We start from the raw sequence: 16,912 nt of genomic DNA, 5'->3' as shown, positions 1-16,912 counted from the left end.
ACTGCGTGAGGGATTGGAAGGATTGCGAGGAACGAGCAAGTGCGAAATGAAATGCAGCACCAGATCCGCCAAAGGCGGAGCAGCCCTGGAAAGCCCGACCGTAGCCCCGGACTTAGCCAAGGCGACGGGCACGCCATATATATAAAGTGTTTTTTAGAAGAATCCTAACTTATTCTTGTTGTAAGAAATCAACATATTCTTAGTCTGACGGTAATGATCCAGCATCATTTTGTGATTTTCTCTGCCAACTCCCGACTGCTTGTAACCTCCAAAAGGTGCACCGGCAGGATAGGCGTGGTACTGATTTACCCAAACCCTACCCGCCTGAACGTGACGGGGAATCTGATATAACTGATGCGCATCCCGTGTCCAAACGCCGGCTCCAAGACCATAAATCGTATCGTTGGCAATCTCTAAAGCTTCGGCTTCATCTTTGAAAGTCGTGAATGCCACCACAGGCCCGAAAATCTCTTCCTGAAAGATTCTCATTTTGTTATTCCCTTTGAAAATGGTTGGCTTGATATAATACCCATCTTCCAGACCTTCGATTTGATTGGCTTCTCCGCCCGTCAGCACTTCTGCACCTTCTTCTTTACCCAGCTTCAGGTAGCCTTCGATTTTATCTTTCTGAATTTTGGAAGCCTGTGCGCCCATCATCACCGTTTTATCCAACGGGTTTCCTACTTTGATGGCCTCGGTTCTTTCAATGACTCTGGCCATAAAAGCGTCTGCGATATCCTCCTGAACTAATAATCTTGACGGGCAGGTACAAATCTCCCCTTGATTCAGGGCGAAAAGAACGGCACCTTCAATCGCTTTATCCAGGAACTCATCATCCGCATCCATCACGGAACTGAAGAAAATATTAGGCGACTTCCCTCCCAATTCCAAAGTTACCGGAATGATATTTTCAGTCGCATATTGCATTACCAGACGACCAGTAGCTGTAGAACCGGTGAAAGCCGCTTTGTTCACTTTCGGATTTGTTACCAGCGCTCTACCCAACTCTGCCCCAAAACCATTAACGATGTTTACAACGCCTGCCGGAAGCAAATCGCCAATCAGTTCCATCAAAACCATAATAGAAATTGGTGTGCTTTCTGCCGGCTTCAGAACCACACAGTTGCCTGCAGCCAAAGCCGGAGCTAGTTTCCAGACGGCCATCAGGATCGGGAAATTCCATGGGATGATCTGTGCAACGACGCCAAGCGGTTCGTGAACAATCAGTGAAACGGTATCTTTGTCCAACTCGTTATGCGAACCTTCTTCAGCTCTTATAACCGAAGCAAAATATCTGAAATGGTCTATCGCCAAAGGAATGTCAGCTGCCAACGTCTCTCTTACTGCTTTTCCGTTGTCAATGGTTTCTACAGTGGCAATGTATTCCAGGTTTTCCTCGATTCTATCTGCAATTTTGTTCAGAATAATACTTCGTTCTGTTGGCGATGTGTCTTTCCAGGTCTTGAAAGCTTCCGTAGCTGCATTCACCGCATTTTCCAGATCTTCTTTGTTGGAATGTGCAGCCTGGGTGAAAACTTTACCATTAATCGGAGATACTACATCGAAATACTGCCCATCTGCTGATGGCACGAATTCTCCGCCGATGTAATTGTCATATTTGGCTTTAAATTCTGGCCAGGCTAACGTAGTCGAATTGTGCTGTTGTGCTGTTGTGTCCATAATAATTGTTTTTTCTTAATAATCAGTTAACATTTGATTAAAGCTAAGTTAATCGTATAAGAAATGACTGTAATAGCATAATACTCCAAAAAAGTAGGACAATTCTCTTTTTGTGATTCTTTATAATTTATTAAGAAAAATTTATAGTATCTGTAATTTTAATTTTGTTATATTTGATAAACAAGATGTTATAAAATCTTGACCAATGAACCCAAATCATTTTCATCTTAACAAACCTAATCTGACACAACAGAACCAACTGAATACTCTGGTAGAAAATCAGACCAAATTCAGTTTAAATAATTGTGAATTCAGTATCTATGAAACGCATAAGAGTGCTTATGATGTGAAATTGCATTTTGAGCATATGGCATTCACGGGAATGTTGCGAGGAAAAAAGTGGATGAAGCTCCAAGATAAGAGCAATTACTTCGAGTATCTGCCTGGAGAAAGTGTTTTGGTTGCACCCGGAGAAACTATGGTTATTGATTTTCCCGACGCAGATACGCATGCTTCACAGTGTATTTCTTTGACTCTGAATCCGGAATTCGTGCAGGAGTCTTTGGAACATTTGAACTTTAGTTCTAAAAAGACGGATGATGCATCACAATGGAATATCTCTCTGGATGAGTTTTATCTGCTCAACAACAAGGCATTGGCTTCTGCAACCAACAACATTATGAGAATCGCAATGGATGATAACTCTTATAAAGATGTTATTGCAGATTTTGCTTTGAAGGAACTTCTGATAAGATTAATGCAAACGCAGGCCAGAAATCTTGTCGAGAAAAACACTCTTAAAAACAAGTCCAGAATTGGCTTTGTGGCAGATTATATTAAGAAAAACCTCCATCAGAAATTATCCGTTGATGCGATTGCTAAAATGGCTTATGTGAGCAAATCCAATTTCTTCAAGATGTTCAAAGAAGAATTAGGACTTTCGCCTAATGAATTTATCATTCAGGAAAGAATAAAAAAAGCCAAGGAATTATTGCTGCATAATAATTCGGTGAGTGAAGCGGCTTACAGTACCGGTTTCTCTGACACAAATTATTTTATTCGGGTTTTTAAACAGATGGAAGGCGTTACACCAAAAACATTTCAGAACAAAAAATTATTCTAAGTTAATATTAGTTAGTTATAGATATTAAAAGAGGACGGGCAGAATTTTTTGTCCGTTCTCGCTTTTTATTTTTTGTAAGAATAATATCTTGCACCTTTCAGAACCTGACTTTCTTTTTCAATTTCTATCAATCCGAATCCTTTATAATCAGGATTAACCGAAGAATCTAGTTGTTTACGGTGCAATTTTTCGTAGGTCTCAAAATCAATGGCTAATCTGTTTTTTAAGTTTTCGAAAAGATTCCATTTTTCCACGATTGATTGCCATTCAGAAGAAACTTTTCCAACAAAAACTTTTGATTTTGAGCCACTTCCGTAAGCCAAGAAACCAATTTCTTTATCTCTCAAATCTTCATTTTCGGTAAACGAAGTTTGTAATGCAGACAGCAATGCCATAAAAATAGAAGCTGTGTACATATTGCCGATTTCTGATGAAGCACGTTGAGATTTCTCAATTTTCTCGTTGATGAATCGGATATAATCTTCAGATTTTGCAATGGCTTTTTGCTGTTCGGCATCAGAAAAATCAAGGTGATTTTCTAAACTATAAATTTCAGTAAAAACTCTTTTCCCGTGAAAAGCGTAAGGCAAATGGAAAATCAAATACCTCCAGTCTTCGTAAGGTCTCACCGTAAAAGTCTGTTCTTTATAATGCTGATAGGCTTCCCGAATTCTGTCCTGGTAACATTGATTAGAATATTGACCATCGAAAACAGGTTCGTCTGTAAACACTTCTATTTTGTCCGGATAGTTTTCCGGAGCAAGATTTAATTCCGATTTTGAATGATGACGTCTTGGCTTGAAGAAATCGAAAACACTTTCTGTTGCAACGCCCCAATTATTATCAATTTCAACCAGCCTTGGATTAGCAGAAACCAGCAAAGCTACTGCGCCACCACCTTGCGTATATTCTCCGGAAGAGGCCAACTCATATTTAGCATAATCACTTGCGATTACTATGGCTTTTTTAGTAGGGTTAACTCTTATAAAATCCAACGAATTATGAAGCGCATCCACTGCTCCGACACATGCAAAAGTCATATCGACAATATCGCAGTTCCGGAAGCTTCTATAACCAAATTCGTCACTTAGAAATTCTTCGACCATTTGAACGGCGTAGGTTGCTGTTGGTTTTGCGGCGTCCAAAGCACTTTCAGTTCCCAGATAAACTCTTGATATTTCTTTCGGATTGATGTTATAATCCTGAATCACCCTGAGCAAAGCTTCCGCTGCAAAAGTCGCTGCATCCTCGTGCACATCGGGCAATGCCATTTTGTGTAATCCCAAACCTTTCTCCAGTTTTGCTGGTTCTATTCCTCTTTTTTCTGCAAGATCTTTAATTTCTAAATATAAAGAAGGCACATAAAAACTGGCCGCATCCACTCCAAATTTCGTCATTGTAAAAATTTTAAGACACGAATTTAGAAAATCTTCCGTAAAGCGCCTAAATATAAAGGATGTTTATTATCTTGCAATTCATTTTTTACTCCGGATGTACAAAACTCTAAAAAAAATCGTCAAAAATATTATGCCTCAAAAATTCCTTTTTGAAAATGAGGTTCTGTTGCGTTCGTTGATTTATCCAATTTACAAAGGTGAAAATCACGAGTGTAATATTTGCAAAAAACATTTGAAAGACTTTGTATTGGTAGAAAATGGAAATTTGGTTTGTCCGGTTTGCGGAAGTCTGCCTCGAACCAGAAGACTTTGGCAAATCCTGAATGAAAAATATATAAAGCCAGACATTAAAATTTTAGATTTTTCGCCTTCCAGAGCTATTTACAGGAATCTCAAGAAGAAAAAAAATATTTCATATTTCTCAACAGATTTTGAAAACGAATTTTTGGCTGATTACCGTTTTGACATTACCAATATTGATGTAGAACCTGAAAGCTTTGATCTGATTATTTGTTACCATATTCTTGAACATATCGATTCTGATCAAAAGGCAATGAATGAATTATTGCGGGTTCTGAAATCTGGTGGAATCTGCCTGATCCAAACCCCTTTTAAGGATGGAGAAACTTATGAAGATTTTTTAATCACCTCCAAAGCAGACCGAATAAAACATTTTGGTCAGGACGATCACGTCCGGATCTATTCTATAAATGGACTGAAAGAACGTTTGGAAAAAAGCGGTTTTTCAGTTGAAATTCAGACTTTCCAAAAAGATGATTTTCTTGGATTAAATGAAAACGAACATATCCTGTTTTGCACAAAAAAATAAGAACCAATTTGGTTCTTATTTCCTTCCTCATATCATATCTAATGTTTAGAAACTCTCATCGTGCTGAGAAAGATCCAAACCTAAGCTTTCCGATTCTTCTGCTACTCTGAGTGGAATAATCATGTCCGTTAATTTATATAAAATCAATGATCCCAAAAATGTAAACGCGGAAACCAAAACCAGCGCCATCATGTGATGTGCAAACACGCCAAACCCGCCGTGAAGCAAACTTGCATTATCACCCTGAGCCAATATTGCTGTCAGAATCATTCCCATAATTCCGCCAACACCATGACAGGCGAATACATCCAAAGTGTCATCTACTTTCTTCAGTCTTTTCCAATTGCACATAAGATTCGAAACAATAGACGAAATAAATCCGATGAATATAGCGTGAGGAATGGTTACAAAACCAGCCGCCGGTGTAATCGCAACCAAGCCAACAACTGCGCCTATGCAAGCTCCCAAAGCGGATACTTTTCTTCCGTTCATTCTGTCAAAGAAAATCCAGGTCAGCATTGCAGTTGCCGAAGCGACGGTTGTTGTTCCAAATGCCATTGCTGCTGTTGCATTAGCTGATAAAGCAGAACCTGCATTGAAACCAAACCAGCCAAACCAAAGCATTCCTGTTCCCAGAATCACAAAAGGAATGTTAGATGGTTCGTGATGTGGATTTTTTCTTTTTCCTATCATCATCGCACCAGCCAAAGCTGCAAATCCCGCACTCATATGAACCACAGTTCCGCCCGCAAAATCCTTAACGCCGAAATATTTGTTCAGCAAACCTTCCGGATGCCAAACCATGTGACAAAGCGGCGTGTAGATTATTAAACTGAATAAAACCATAAAAAGCAGGTAGGAAATAAATCTCACTCTTTCCGCAAACGAACCGGTTATCAAAGCAGGTGTAATGACCGCAAATTTCATCTGAAACATAGCAAATAAAATAAACGGAATCGTCGACGCCATCTGACTGTGAGGCAAAACACCGACATTGTTAAAAAATAAATATGAGGCAGGATTACCTATCAAACCATAATGCTCGCCATCAATTGTGATCCCAAGCGAGTCACCAAACGACAAACTGAATCCCACAACAACCCAAAGAATACTGATAACACCAAGTGCGACAAAACTCTGCAGCATTGTAGAAATAACATTCTTTTTTCCAACCATTCCGCCATAAAAGAACGAAAGGCCTGGTGTCATCAACAGAACCAACCCCGATGAAGCCAAAATCCAGGCAACATCAGCACCGACAATGTTATCTTCATTTAAAAAAATTCCGGGTTTTGGGGAACAAATCTGTTCCGGCCAGAAAAGCGCTGCGATTGAAATTAGGCTAATTATCACAAATGATATGATCCATCGTTTTTCAATTTTCATATATATTTTTAATTTTAACCCTACAAATATACAGGGTAAAATTAAATAATTTAAAAAAATAATACCTATAACCCTAAATTTTAATTATTAAAAATTAAATTATTTAAAAACAGAAGTAACCATCAAAGATGAAAAATAATGAGGCATTAGTTTTGATATATCAAGAAAAATAATAAATTATGAGACCAGACATTCCAAAATCGGACAGTGAAACCAACAAAGGACCAATGATGGCTATTATCATTATTGTAGTTTTATTCCTTTTGGGTTACTTCGCTTACATGATGTTTATCCCAAAACAGGTGGAACAAATGAATCAAACAGACAAAATACAACCTGTAGAACAAAAAGTAAAAGACTCCATTTAGGAGTCTTTATTTAATGTTTTATATTGATTTCAATATTTTAATGGATATGTTTTTCCGCATGATAAGAACTTCTTACCAATGGGGAACTTTCCACGTGTCGGAAGCCTAAACTTCTTGCAAAAGCTCCATATTCATCAAACTCTTCCGGTGTTATAAAACTTTTCACGGGAAGATGCTTTTTTGTTGGCTGAAGATATTGCCCAAGCGTAATAATATCCACATTGGCGTTTCTGATATCTTCGATCGTTTGGAAAACCTCATCTTTAGTTTCTCCAAGACCAAGCATAACACCTGTTTTTGTCCGGTTTTGACCAGCTTCTTTGAGATATCTGAGAACATCCAGGCTGCGTTCATATTTTGCCTGGATCCTTACTTCTCTTGTCAAACGCTTTACCGTTTCCATGTTATGAGAAATGACTTCCGGAGCTACTTCCACCAATCTGTCCAAATGTTTTGCAACACCCTGGAAGTCTGGGATCAAAGTCTCCATGGTAGTTCCCGGAGAAATTCTGCGGACCGCATTTACTGTTTCTGCCCAAAGAATAGAGCCCATATCTTTCAGATCATCCCTGTCAACAGAAGTGAGAACTGCATGCTTGATTTTCATTAATTTTATCGAACGTGCTACTTTTTCCGGCTCATCCCAATTGACATCCATTGGTTTTCCTGTTTTCACGCCACAGAAACCACAGCTTCTGGTACATATATTTCCCAGGATCATAAATGTTGCGGTTCCTTCGCCCCAACATTCGCCCATATTGGGACAGCTTCCACTCTGGCAAATGGTATTGAGTTTGTATTTATCAACCAAATTTCTGAGTTCCCGGTAATTTTTCCCGGTCGGCAATTTTACCCGGATCCATTTGGGTTTTTGATTTATTACTTCTTCCATCTAGGTACAAGATATTTATTTAAGGTTGATTAACCTTTACTTCAGATATAAATTACTGTTTAAAAATCCGTTTCATCATTTTTCAACAACTCGGCCAGGATTTTTTTTGCTCTCATTATTCTTACTTTTGTATTGGCTATGGAGAGATTCAGTTCTTCTGCGATCTCTTTGATACTTTTTTCTTCAAAAAATCTGAGACGGATAATATCCTGATTTTTTGCATCCATAGTCTCAATGATTTTTATGATTTTCTGCTGGTCTTCTTCAGAGATCATCAGTTCTTCCGGCGATCTTGCAAATTCGTTCTTCACATTTTCCAGTCCATCACTTGCATCTTCGTTTTCCCTGTTTTTTCGTCTCCAGAAATCGATAATCGTGTTTTGGGCAATTGTCAGAATCCAGGTTTTGAATTGGAAATTCGGGTCAAATAAATCCAGTTTATTAAGAACCTTCGAAAATACAGACACCGTAATCTCATCTGCATCATTTTCATCCTTAACCCTATTCATGACAAAAGAGAACACATCCACCCAAAACGTATTGATAAGCTGTGTCTGAGCTTTCTGATCTTTTTTTCTGGCTTTTATGATGAGCGCAAGGAGCTGGTCTTCTTTCATTTCGATGAACAAAGATAAGGCATAAAATTTAAAATTATAACTGATTAAAAACATCGAAAAATTCTATTGGAATTAAAATTTTTAAATCCTCACTTTTCAATTGATTTAAATAACAATTATCAAGATTACAATTCTTATAATTTAAGTATTTTTACAGGCTTAATTTTTGCTCAGACCAATTCAATAATTAATTATAAATCAAAATAATAAATGCAATTCTATAAATACCAGGGAACAGGAAACGATTTTGTGATGATAGATAACCGGTCGGGAGAATGCGATGATCTTTCGATCAGTGACATTCAAAAGCTATGTGATCGCCGTTTTGGGATTGGCGCAGACGGCCTGATCAAGATCAACGCTGTGAAAGATGCAGATTTTGAAGTAGATTATTACAATTCTGACGGTTCCAAAAGTTTTTGCGGAAACGGCGCGCGCTGTTCGGTGGCATTTGCGCATTATCTGGACATGATCGAAGAGAAAACTGTTTTTAAAGCCATAGACGGCATACATGAAGCGGAAATCAAAAACGGCATTGTAAAACTTAAAATGGGCGACGTAAAAAGAATTGATAATAATGGAAATGATTTTGTTTTGAATACCGGTTCGCCACATTATGTAAAATATGTGGAAATGTTAAATAATTATAATGTTTACGAAAATGGTAACGAAATCAGAAATTCTGAAACTTATAAAGCGGAAGGCATCAATGTTAATTTTGTTGAAAAACTTTCTGACAAAGAGCTTTTTGTGAGGACTTATGAACGCGGTGTTGAAGATGAAACGTACAGTTGCGGAACCGGTGTTACAGCTGCAGCTTTAACCTTCATGCAAAAAAATAATCAAACGTTTGTTGGAATCAAAGTGAAGGGCGGACAGCTGAGAGTCTATGCAGAAAAGAACAAAGACGGATTCAGCAACATCTGGTTAGAAGGCCCTGCTATTCAGGTTTTTAAAGGAAATATTAATTTATAAACCTGGAATTTTTATTTTAAGTTATGAAAAAAATTATACTTGCTATATACATTCTGTTGATTGTCGTCCTTGGATTTTTCGGATTGAAATTTTACAATAAATATCTTGGCAATAATGTGGAGAAAGAAGGTTTTATCCTGATTCCGCATCATTCCGGCTACGAGCAGATTCTCGATTCCATTTCGCCTTTGATCAAAAACAAGGAAAATTTTCTGGCTATTGCAAATGATAAAAATCTCAAGGACAATTATAAAGCCGGCCGTTATGAACTAAAGGAAGGCATGAACAACCGTGAAATCACGAATATGATCATCGCCGGAAATCAAACTCCGAACTCTTTCAGAATCAAAGACTTTGATGATGTATATCAAATGATTGGCAGAGTGACGAAAAAAACGGAAACAGATTCGGCGAAATTTGTTAAAAAACTGGATGAAATTGCTGTCAGTAAAGGTTACAAAAATGCAGAAGATCTGAAAAAATATTTTTTCAACAATACTTATGATTTCTTCTGGACTGTAACGCCGAAAGAATTCTTCAGCAAATTTGAAAATGATTATAAAGACTTCTGGACCTCAGAAAGAATTGAAAAAGAAAAGCAATCCGGACTGACAAGAGATCAGATCTATGCTTTGGCATCTATAGTCTATAAGGAATCCGGCGGAAAACCCGATGAACAAAAAACCATCGCAGGGCTTTATATCAATCGTTATAAAAAAGGAATGAAACTACAAAGCGATCCGACGGTAATCTACGCTGTTAACAAAGCCAGCAACTTTACTCAGCAGATCAAACGTGTTTATTATAAATACCTGAAAGAGCCATCACCTTATAACACTTATGCCAACAAAGGGATTCCTCCGGGACCGATTTGCATTGTAGATAAAAGCTCCCTGAACGCAGTGCTGGAAGCAGAAAAAAACAATTATATTTTTATGTGTGCGGACCCGGCGAGACCTGGTTATCACAAATTCACAGACAATGATGCCGAACATGCCAGAAATGCAAAAGCTTACCAGGACTGGTTAAATAGCAGACAAATTAAATAATAAAGAAAAAGCGAAAAATAAACGATAATGGAACGAACGGAAATTGTAAATGTAATTCAGAAAAAAATCTTCGGGCTGGCTCTGACAGTCGGTGCAGCGAGTTTTTTAATGGCGCAGCAAAAGATAAATATTTCTGGGAATGTAAAGGACGCGAATGGTGGTGTTGGCTATGCTTCCGTGACTTTTAAAAATCAGCAGAACGCCCAGCTGAGTGACGCTGTTTTGGCGGATGTGAATGGAAATTATAAGCTGGAACTGGCTCCCGGAAATTACGAAGTCAGCATAGAAGCGGTAGATTACAAAAAATTCACGAAAATAATTAGCATTCAAAAGGCCGGGGCTATTGCTCCGTTCATCATTGTTTCCGACGGAAAAGCCAATCTTAATAACACAACAGATATACAAGGTGTGGTGATTACGGCTACATCTAACAAACCTTACAAAGTCGAGCTGGACAAGAAAACCTACGATCCGTCACAGGATATTGTAAGTAAAGGCGGTAGCTTGCAGGATGTTCTGTCTAATGTGCCATCAGTTTCCGTAGATACCGATGGAACCGTCTCGATGCGTGGCAGCTCCAATGTGAAGTTTTTAATTAACGGAAAACCTTCTTCTCTGTTAGGTATAGATGATGGTGCTAATGCTTTGCAAAGTATCCCGGCAGATCAGATCGAAAAAATCGAAGTGATTACCAATCCATCATCAAAATTCGAAGCGTCGGGAACGTCCGGAATTCTGAATATTATCCTTAAAAAAAGTAAAAAAGTTGGCTTCAACGGTAGCGTAACCGGAAGTCTGGGTTATTTTCCAAGAACGAATCTGAATGCGAATCTGAGTTGGAGAAAAAATAAAATGACATGGTTCTTGAATGGCGGCGGCGGTTATTCTGAAAACAGATCGAAGAACGATGCAGAAACCACTTATCATAATATCACTTTACCTACTGTAACTGATCCCCTGAGCACGCCTAGAGATATACCTACTTATCAGCTTCAGAATTCCCTGAACAAAAGCTACAATAATAATTATAACGTTAACGCAGGTTTTGTATATGAAATTTCTGAAAAAACATCCTTCAATTTATCTGGACTTATCAGATCTTTTGACGGAGAAAATAAAGAGACACTAAACACCTATAACGATTATTACCGGTATAATACTGTAACGCAAATTTGGAATCCAGGAAGTTCTTTCGGCCAGAGAATCTCTAACGGAACCAACAACAACCTGGCCTTCCAGGGCGATATCGGTCTGGATCATAAGATTGATGATAATGGTCAGAACCTTTCCGTTTCATTGAGTCTTCAAAGAAATAAAAGTAACAATTACTCCACCATTAACGAAACCGAGGACTCACAGTTTCTGCTGACAGACAATACTGCAAGAAAATCAGTTAACAAAACCATTATCGGAAAGGCAGACTATGAATTGCCTATTGGTGAAAAGTCAAAACTTGAAGCGGGTTACAGATTGGATGTAAATAATAATAATTATGACAATACTGTTGACAGTACTTCACCTAATGAATTAATACTCAATTACAACAATACAACGGATTACAGAGAAATGTTCAATGCGTTTTATGTACAGTTCAGAAGCAAAGTCGGCAAGCTTGGCTATCAATTGGGTCTGAGGGACGAACTTTCTAATGTGAAAATTAATTACAGCAATCTTTCTCCAAGTGACATACCTATTGATAAGACCAAGAATTATAATAATATTTTCCCAAGTATCTTCCTGAGTTATGATGTGACAAAAGATAATCAGATTCTGATCAATTATTCCAAAAGAATCGACAGGCCAAGATCTTTCTTTATGGTACCTTTTCCAAATTACAGCAACAGCCAGAATATATTTGCAGGAAACATTGACCTGAATCCTTCTTATGTTGACTCGTATGAGGTTGGATACAGCATCCAAAGGAAAAAGATCACTATTAATCCTACTTTGTACTACCGACATGCAGTCGATGATACAAAAATGCTGGTATACCGTCCGGACGAAAGAGAAAACGTTTTTTACACCAAGCCGATAAATCTAGGTAATGACGATCGCTATGGACTGGATCTCAATTTTACTTACGATCCTTTTGCCTGGTTAAAACTGATGGGAAGCCTGGATCTTTTCGGTTACAAAACTACTGGTATTGCTTATTATAATGCAAAAGACAAGTTTGGAGCAGACAAAACAGGAAGTATGGATTTTACAGGTGACGGATTCTCCACAAGAGCCAGATTAAATTCTACTTTCAAGCTGGACAAAACACTAAGTGTGCAGTTGCAGGGCTTTTACAGAGGTGCTCAGAAAACAGCGAACCAAAACAGCGAAGCGATGTATGCCCTGAATCTTGGTGCATCCAAAACCATCTGGAAAGGTAACGGAACATTGAACTTTAATATTCAGGATATTTTCAATACCAGAAGCAGAGAAGCATTCAGTTTCAATGAAGATTATACCCGTCGTAATTATATGCAATGGCAACCAAGACAGTTTTCGGTTTCTTTGACATACCGATTCAAACAAGGGGAAAAAGTTGAGCAACCAAAGCGTAAAAAAGACATCAACTCCAACGCTACGGGTGGAGACGAGCAACAAGGTCCGATGTAATTTCAATCAGTCAATACAAACTAATAAAAAATCCGCAGTCAGAATAATTTGACTGCGGATTCTTTTTAACAATTATAATTAAAGGTCTATTTTTTCTTTTTGTCTTTCAATTCCTCTTTGTCTTTATCAGAAGGATTCCATACTTTAATCTCAGCATTCTTGTCGATACCGGAAAGGATCTGAACATTGATTCCGTCGCTGGCACCAAGTTTTACATAGACTTTTTTAAAGCTCCCGTTTGGCTGTTTCACCTCTACAAAAGACTTATTATTTCCTTTTTCGTACTGGATCAGCGATTCATCCAACAGCAATGCATTTTTCTGGGAACTCAATAAAATCTCCCCATTGGCACTGAATCCGGCTCTGATATAGTCACCTTTCGGATTACTAACATTCCCTTCTACATTAAATTTGATAGTTCCGCTTTCTTCAGTACCTTTTGGCGCGATTAGCGTCAACTTTCCTGGGAAAGTCTTATTCTGCAAAGCACCGATTACGACTTTCATATCCATGCCTTCTTTCAGTTTTCCGGCCTGCGCTTCATCAATTTTTCCTTTGAAGATCAAAGAATTCAGATCAGCAATTGAACAGATTGTTGTTCCTGGGTTGAACGAGTTAGCCTCGATGACCTGTCCACCCACTTTTACCGGAATTTCCAAGACCGTTCCTGCTGCTTTTGCACGGATCTGTGTTGTAGCCATACTTTGCAATTCCGGCGTTGCACCAGTTCTCACGATCTGCAATTGTTTCTGGGAAGCATTCAGTTGCTGAACGGCCAGTTTCTGCTGTTGCAGTGTAGTTTCCAGCTGCTGCTGCGCTGCGATATACTCCTGCTTGGAAATAACTCCCTGCTTATAAAGCTTTTCCTGCATTGCAAATTGCTTTTGCTGATTATCAACATTGATTTTTGCATTCGTCAGCTGGATTTGAGAATTATTGATCTGCATTGTTGCATTGTTGACGTCAGTTACATTCGGGACGATTCTGATGGTTGCCAACAGTTGGCCGGCTTCCACTTTATCACCTTCATTCACACTGATGCTTTGGATAATTCCGGAGATGTTCGGTTTGATCTCGATTTCTTCACGAGGTTCGATTTTTCCTGTAGCCATCACTTTGTCATCCAGATTTTTGATGCTTGGTTTTCTGGTGAGAAACTCTTCATTTTCTTTAGAATTCGACTTGATAAGATACCCGATTCCGCCCACAACTGCCAGTAAGAAAATCAATCCCAGAAATATGGAAATCGCTTTTTTGAATGTAAATTTCTTTTTTTCCATTATATAGAAATATAGTTTTTATTAAAATTAAAAATCGTCAGGAATCAGAGATTCAGAAGTTAACTCATCACTCAAATTCTTCATTAATGTTCTTATTCTGTTCTCAAGGCTTCAATTGGCCTGATTTTGACTGCTCTCTGTGCCGGGATCAATCCGATGATCAATCCAAGAAAAATCATAATACCCATCGCTGTAAAGACGTTACTATAGTCCACAGTGGGATTGTAAAAAGGGAAAGAATCATTGTTCATCGTTGCAATGTTAAGGATCATCAGCAAAAATATGCCTGCCAGAAATCCTAATAATCCTGATGACAAAGTAATCACAACACTTTCCAGGAGAATCTGATTCCGTACTTCCGATGGTTTCGCACCAAGCGCCCGCCGAATACCGATTTCCTTTGTCCTTTCTTTTACGGTAATCAGAAGAATATTCGAAATGGCAATTACACCCGCTAAAATCGTCAGTGTGCCTACTATGATAGTAAGCAACTGCATTCCTGAGAGAAAACCTGTCAGCTTCTTGAATTCTTTGGCAAGGTTGAAGCTTCCGAAAGCATTAGTATCATCTGGTGAAACATGGTTGATCGTTTTCAGTTCCTGCTTCACTTTATCTTCTATGACCGAGACATCTGCGTCCGGTTTCCCTACAATTGCATAAAAATTGACTTTATCGCCTTCATTGTACAATCCGGAATAGGTAGAAAACGGAATGTAGGCAGATTGATCATTTTCCATACCGCCACCTTTTCCAACCCGGAAAACACCGACAACGGTGAAAAATACGCCTTTCAGGTTTACCGATTTCCCAATTGGATTTTCATTTTTTTTGGCATCAAAAAGATTTTTATAAACCTCTTCCCCCAGCACGATAATATTCTTTCTGCCATTGATATCCGCATCATTAATATACCGTCCGAACAGTAGTTTTTTCTTTGAAATCTGATTTCCGACCGGAAAATCGCCCGTAATCATATAGGTGTTTTTCTTTCCATTTCTGGAAATCTGGTCACCCGGCGTCCCAAAATTTCCGCGCACACTCTGAGGCGATATATAATCGATCTGAGGGATTTTTTTCTGAAGATATTCGATATCTTTCAGATGCAGTTGCATCGATCTTCCTTTCGGGAAGCCATCGTAAGGGATATTGGTGCTTTGAGCCCAAAGAAAAATGGAATTGGTAGCAAACCCTGAAAACAACTTGTTGAATCCATTTTCCATACCCTTCGCCGCACCTAAAAGACTGACATACAAAAACATACCCCAGCCTACCCCGATCATTGTCAGGAATGTCCTAAGTTTATTATTCCGGAGTGAATAATAAATCTCCTGCCAGGTATCTCTTTTGAAAAGTATGTTCACTTCAGTTGATATTTATATTAATTAATTGTAATTGAATGATTATAGTTCATTTCCCGGCTTCTTTAAGTTATTAACATTTGTTTATTTATTACTCTGCTCTCAGGGCTTCAATAGGTTTGATTCTCGATGCCCTGTAAGCCGGTACAAAACCTGCAATGGTGCCAGAAAGTACGAGACAGAAAAAAGCAGCAACGATCAATCCCCAGCCAACAGATGGCTCTGTGATGAAATATTCTTCCAGACTGTTACCGATCAGCTTGAGCGCCAAAACACCAAGTCCGACACCTATAAATCCTGAAATAACCGTAATCACGATACTCTCCTGTAAAATAAGCGCAACGATTCCGCCAGGTTTTGCACCGATTGCTTTCCTTACTCCAATTTCTTTGGTTCTTTCTTTCACGATGTAAACCATAATGTTACTGATACCGATAATCCCGGCCAACAAAGTTCCAAGACCAATGAATCCTACAACAGCTGTAATTACAAATAAGAATGCAAAGGAGTCTTTCGTATTGACTGCATTGTTATTCACAAAAATACCCTGTTGGTCATCAGGCGAAATCTGGTGTCTTTTCCTGATGGTTTTCTCGATTTCCTTACCATATTCTACAGCCTGGTCTGGTGTCAGTTTTTGGTCATAAGACAACATTATGGTACTGATAGTGTCCGAGCCTTTCTTCATCTGCTGAAGTGTGGATAGCGGAACAGAAATATGCCTTTCATCCCAGTCACCGCCTGGATCTGAAAAAACGCCAACTACTTTGAACATTGTGCCGTTGATCTCCAGATCTTTTCCGATAGGATTTCCGTCCCGGATCAGATCCCGCCAAACCATCCTACCTATAGATGCAACATTTTGTTTACGTTCGTTATCCATTTGATTGATATAACGCCCGTCTATCATTGTTCTGTTTTCAAGGAATTTTTCATCGCCTAACACGCCGTTGATCTGATAGTTTCCGCTTTCTTTTCCGTACTTAACTACAAGATTTGAAGAATATCTTGGCGAGCCATACTCCATTTTGCCATCGCTTTCTTTTTTAATAGCATCAAAATCAGAATTATTAAAAGAAATCTTCCGGTCGGACTGTAAGCCCGCATATGGAAGCGTTGTTTTACCGGCAAATACCATAATAAGATTGGTTGCATCCCGCATAAAAGCTTTTGAAAATGAATTATTGAGTCCATTTCCGATTCCGAACAGAACAATAAAAATGAATAATCCCAATGCTACAGTAAAGCCGGAAAGTACCGTCCGCAATACATTACTGCGAATGGAACTGAATATCTCCTGCCAGCGGTCTAGATCAAACATAATTAATTTTCAGTTGATGGTTTTATAGTT

General features: G+C 38.6%; 14 protein-coding genes. 6 read left to right on the top strand and 8 right to left on the bottom strand.

Annotated features, from left to right (window positions below; all coding sequences use genetic code 11):
- Positions 1-153 precede the first annotated feature (153 nt).
- On the bottom strand, positions 154-1,680 hold the full coding sequence (locus BUA97_RS10550; RefSeq protein ID WP_072997799.1) for an aldehyde dehydrogenase family protein: 1,527 nt from the start codon (positions 1,678-1,680) through the stop codon (positions 154-156).
- 205 nt (positions 1,681-1,885) lie between these two features.
- On the opposite strand from BUA97_RS10550, the gene BUA97_RS10545 reads away from it, so the two are divergent.
- A complete protein-coding gene (locus BUA97_RS10545) occupies positions 1,886-2,803 on the top strand; it encodes a helix-turn-helix domain-containing protein (protein WP_072997797.1) in 918 nt (305 codons plus the stop codon).
- A 65-nt stretch (positions 2,804-2,868) separates the two neighbouring features.
- On the opposite strand, the gene BUA97_RS10540 is transcribed toward BUA97_RS10545, so the two are convergent.
- A complete protein-coding gene (locus BUA97_RS10540) occupies positions 2,869-4,200 on the bottom strand; it encodes a hydroxymethylglutaryl-CoA synthase family protein (RefSeq protein WP_072997796.1) in 1,332 nt (443 codons plus the stop codon).
- A gap of 130 nt (positions 4,201-4,330) precedes the next feature.
- Here BUA97_RS10540 and BUA97_RS10535 point away from each other — a divergent pair, with 130 nt between their 5' ends.
- Positions 4,331-5,029 (top strand): class I SAM-dependent methyltransferase, encoded by a 699-nt coding sequence (locus BUA97_RS10535; protein ID WP_245795882.1) that lies wholly within the window; start codon positions 4,331-4,333, stop codon positions 5,027-5,029.
- Between the two features lie 45 nt (positions 5,030-5,074).
- On the opposite strand, the gene BUA97_RS10530 is transcribed toward BUA97_RS10535, so the two are convergent.
- Positions 5,075-6,415, bottom strand: coding sequence for an ammonium transporter (locus tag BUA97_RS10530; RefSeq protein WP_072997792.1), 1,341 nt, complete (start codon positions 6,413-6,415; stop codon positions 5,075-5,077).
- A 179-nt stretch (positions 6,416-6,594) separates the two neighbouring features.
- On the opposite strand from BUA97_RS10530, the gene BUA97_RS10525 reads away from it, so the two are divergent.
- Positions 6,595-6,783: a hypothetical protein gene (locus BUA97_RS10525; protein ID WP_072997791.1), complete on the top strand. Its 189-nt coding sequence runs from the start codon at positions 6,595-6,597 to the stop codon at positions 6,781-6,783.
- A 37-nt stretch (positions 6,784-6,820) separates the two neighbouring features.
- On the opposite strand, the gene lipA is transcribed toward BUA97_RS10525, so the two are convergent.
- Positions 6,821-7,675, bottom strand: coding sequence for a lipoyl synthase (gene lipA / locus BUA97_RS10520; RefSeq protein ID WP_072997789.1), 855 nt, complete (start codon positions 7,673-7,675; stop codon positions 6,821-6,823).
- Between the two features lie 59 nt (positions 7,676-7,734).
- On the bottom strand, positions 7,735-8,292 hold the full coding sequence (locus BUA97_RS10515) for an RNA polymerase sigma factor (protein ID WP_072998593.1): 558 nt from the start codon (positions 8,290-8,292) through the stop codon (positions 7,735-7,737).
- A 210-nt stretch (positions 8,293-8,502) separates the two neighbouring features.
- Here BUA97_RS10515 and dapF point away from each other — a divergent pair, with 210 nt between their 5' ends.
- Genes dapF through BUA97_RS10500 form a run of 3 tightly spaced genes read left to right on the top strand, consistent with a single transcriptional unit; the run spans position 8,503 to position 12,923 of the window.
- A complete protein-coding gene (dapF, locus tag BUA97_RS10510) occupies positions 8,503-9,267 on the top strand; it encodes a diaminopimelate epimerase (protein ID WP_072997788.1) in 765 nt (254 codons plus the stop codon).
- A gap of 23 nt (positions 9,268-9,290) precedes the next feature.
- Positions 9,291-10,316 carry an endolytic transglycosylase MltG gene (mltG, locus tag BUA97_RS10505; RefSeq protein ID WP_072997787.1) on the top strand — a complete coding sequence of 342 codons (1,026 nt, stop codon included), beginning with the start codon at positions 9,291-9,293 and terminating at the stop codon, positions 10,314-10,316.
- Between the two features lie 27 nt (positions 10,317-10,343).
- Positions 10,344-12,923, top strand: a complete 2,580-nt coding sequence (locus tag BUA97_RS10500) for a TonB-dependent receptor domain-containing protein (protein ID WP_072997786.1) — start codon at positions 10,344-10,346, stop codon at positions 12,921-12,923.
- An 86-nt stretch (positions 12,924-13,009) separates the two neighbouring features.
- On the opposite strand, the gene BUA97_RS10495 is transcribed toward BUA97_RS10500, so the two are convergent.
- The 3 genes from BUA97_RS10495 to BUA97_RS10485 form a co-directional block, all read right to left on the bottom strand.
- Positions 13,010-14,203: an efflux RND transporter periplasmic adaptor subunit gene (locus tag BUA97_RS10495; protein WP_175546196.1), complete on the bottom strand. Its 1,194-nt coding sequence runs from the start codon at positions 14,201-14,203 to the stop codon at positions 13,010-13,012.
- Between the two features lie 92 nt (positions 14,204-14,295).
- On the bottom strand, positions 14,296-15,564 hold the full coding sequence (locus BUA97_RS10490; RefSeq protein WP_072997784.1) for an ABC transporter permease: 1,269 nt from the start codon (positions 15,562-15,564) through the stop codon (positions 14,296-14,298).
- An 88-nt stretch (positions 15,565-15,652) separates the two neighbouring features.
- Entirely contained in the window at positions 15,653-16,882 is a 1,230-nt protein-coding gene (locus BUA97_RS10485; RefSeq protein WP_072997783.1) for an ABC transporter permease, read from the bottom strand.
- Between the last annotated feature and the right edge of the window lie 30 nt (positions 16,883-16,912).

Source organism: Epilithonimonas mollis, assembly GCF_900142325.1.
Classification (GTDB): domain Bacteria; phylum Bacteroidota; class Bacteroidia; order Flavobacteriales; family Weeksellaceae; genus Epilithonimonas; species Epilithonimonas mollis.
This window is presented reverse-complemented; position numbering and strand designations above follow the sequence as displayed.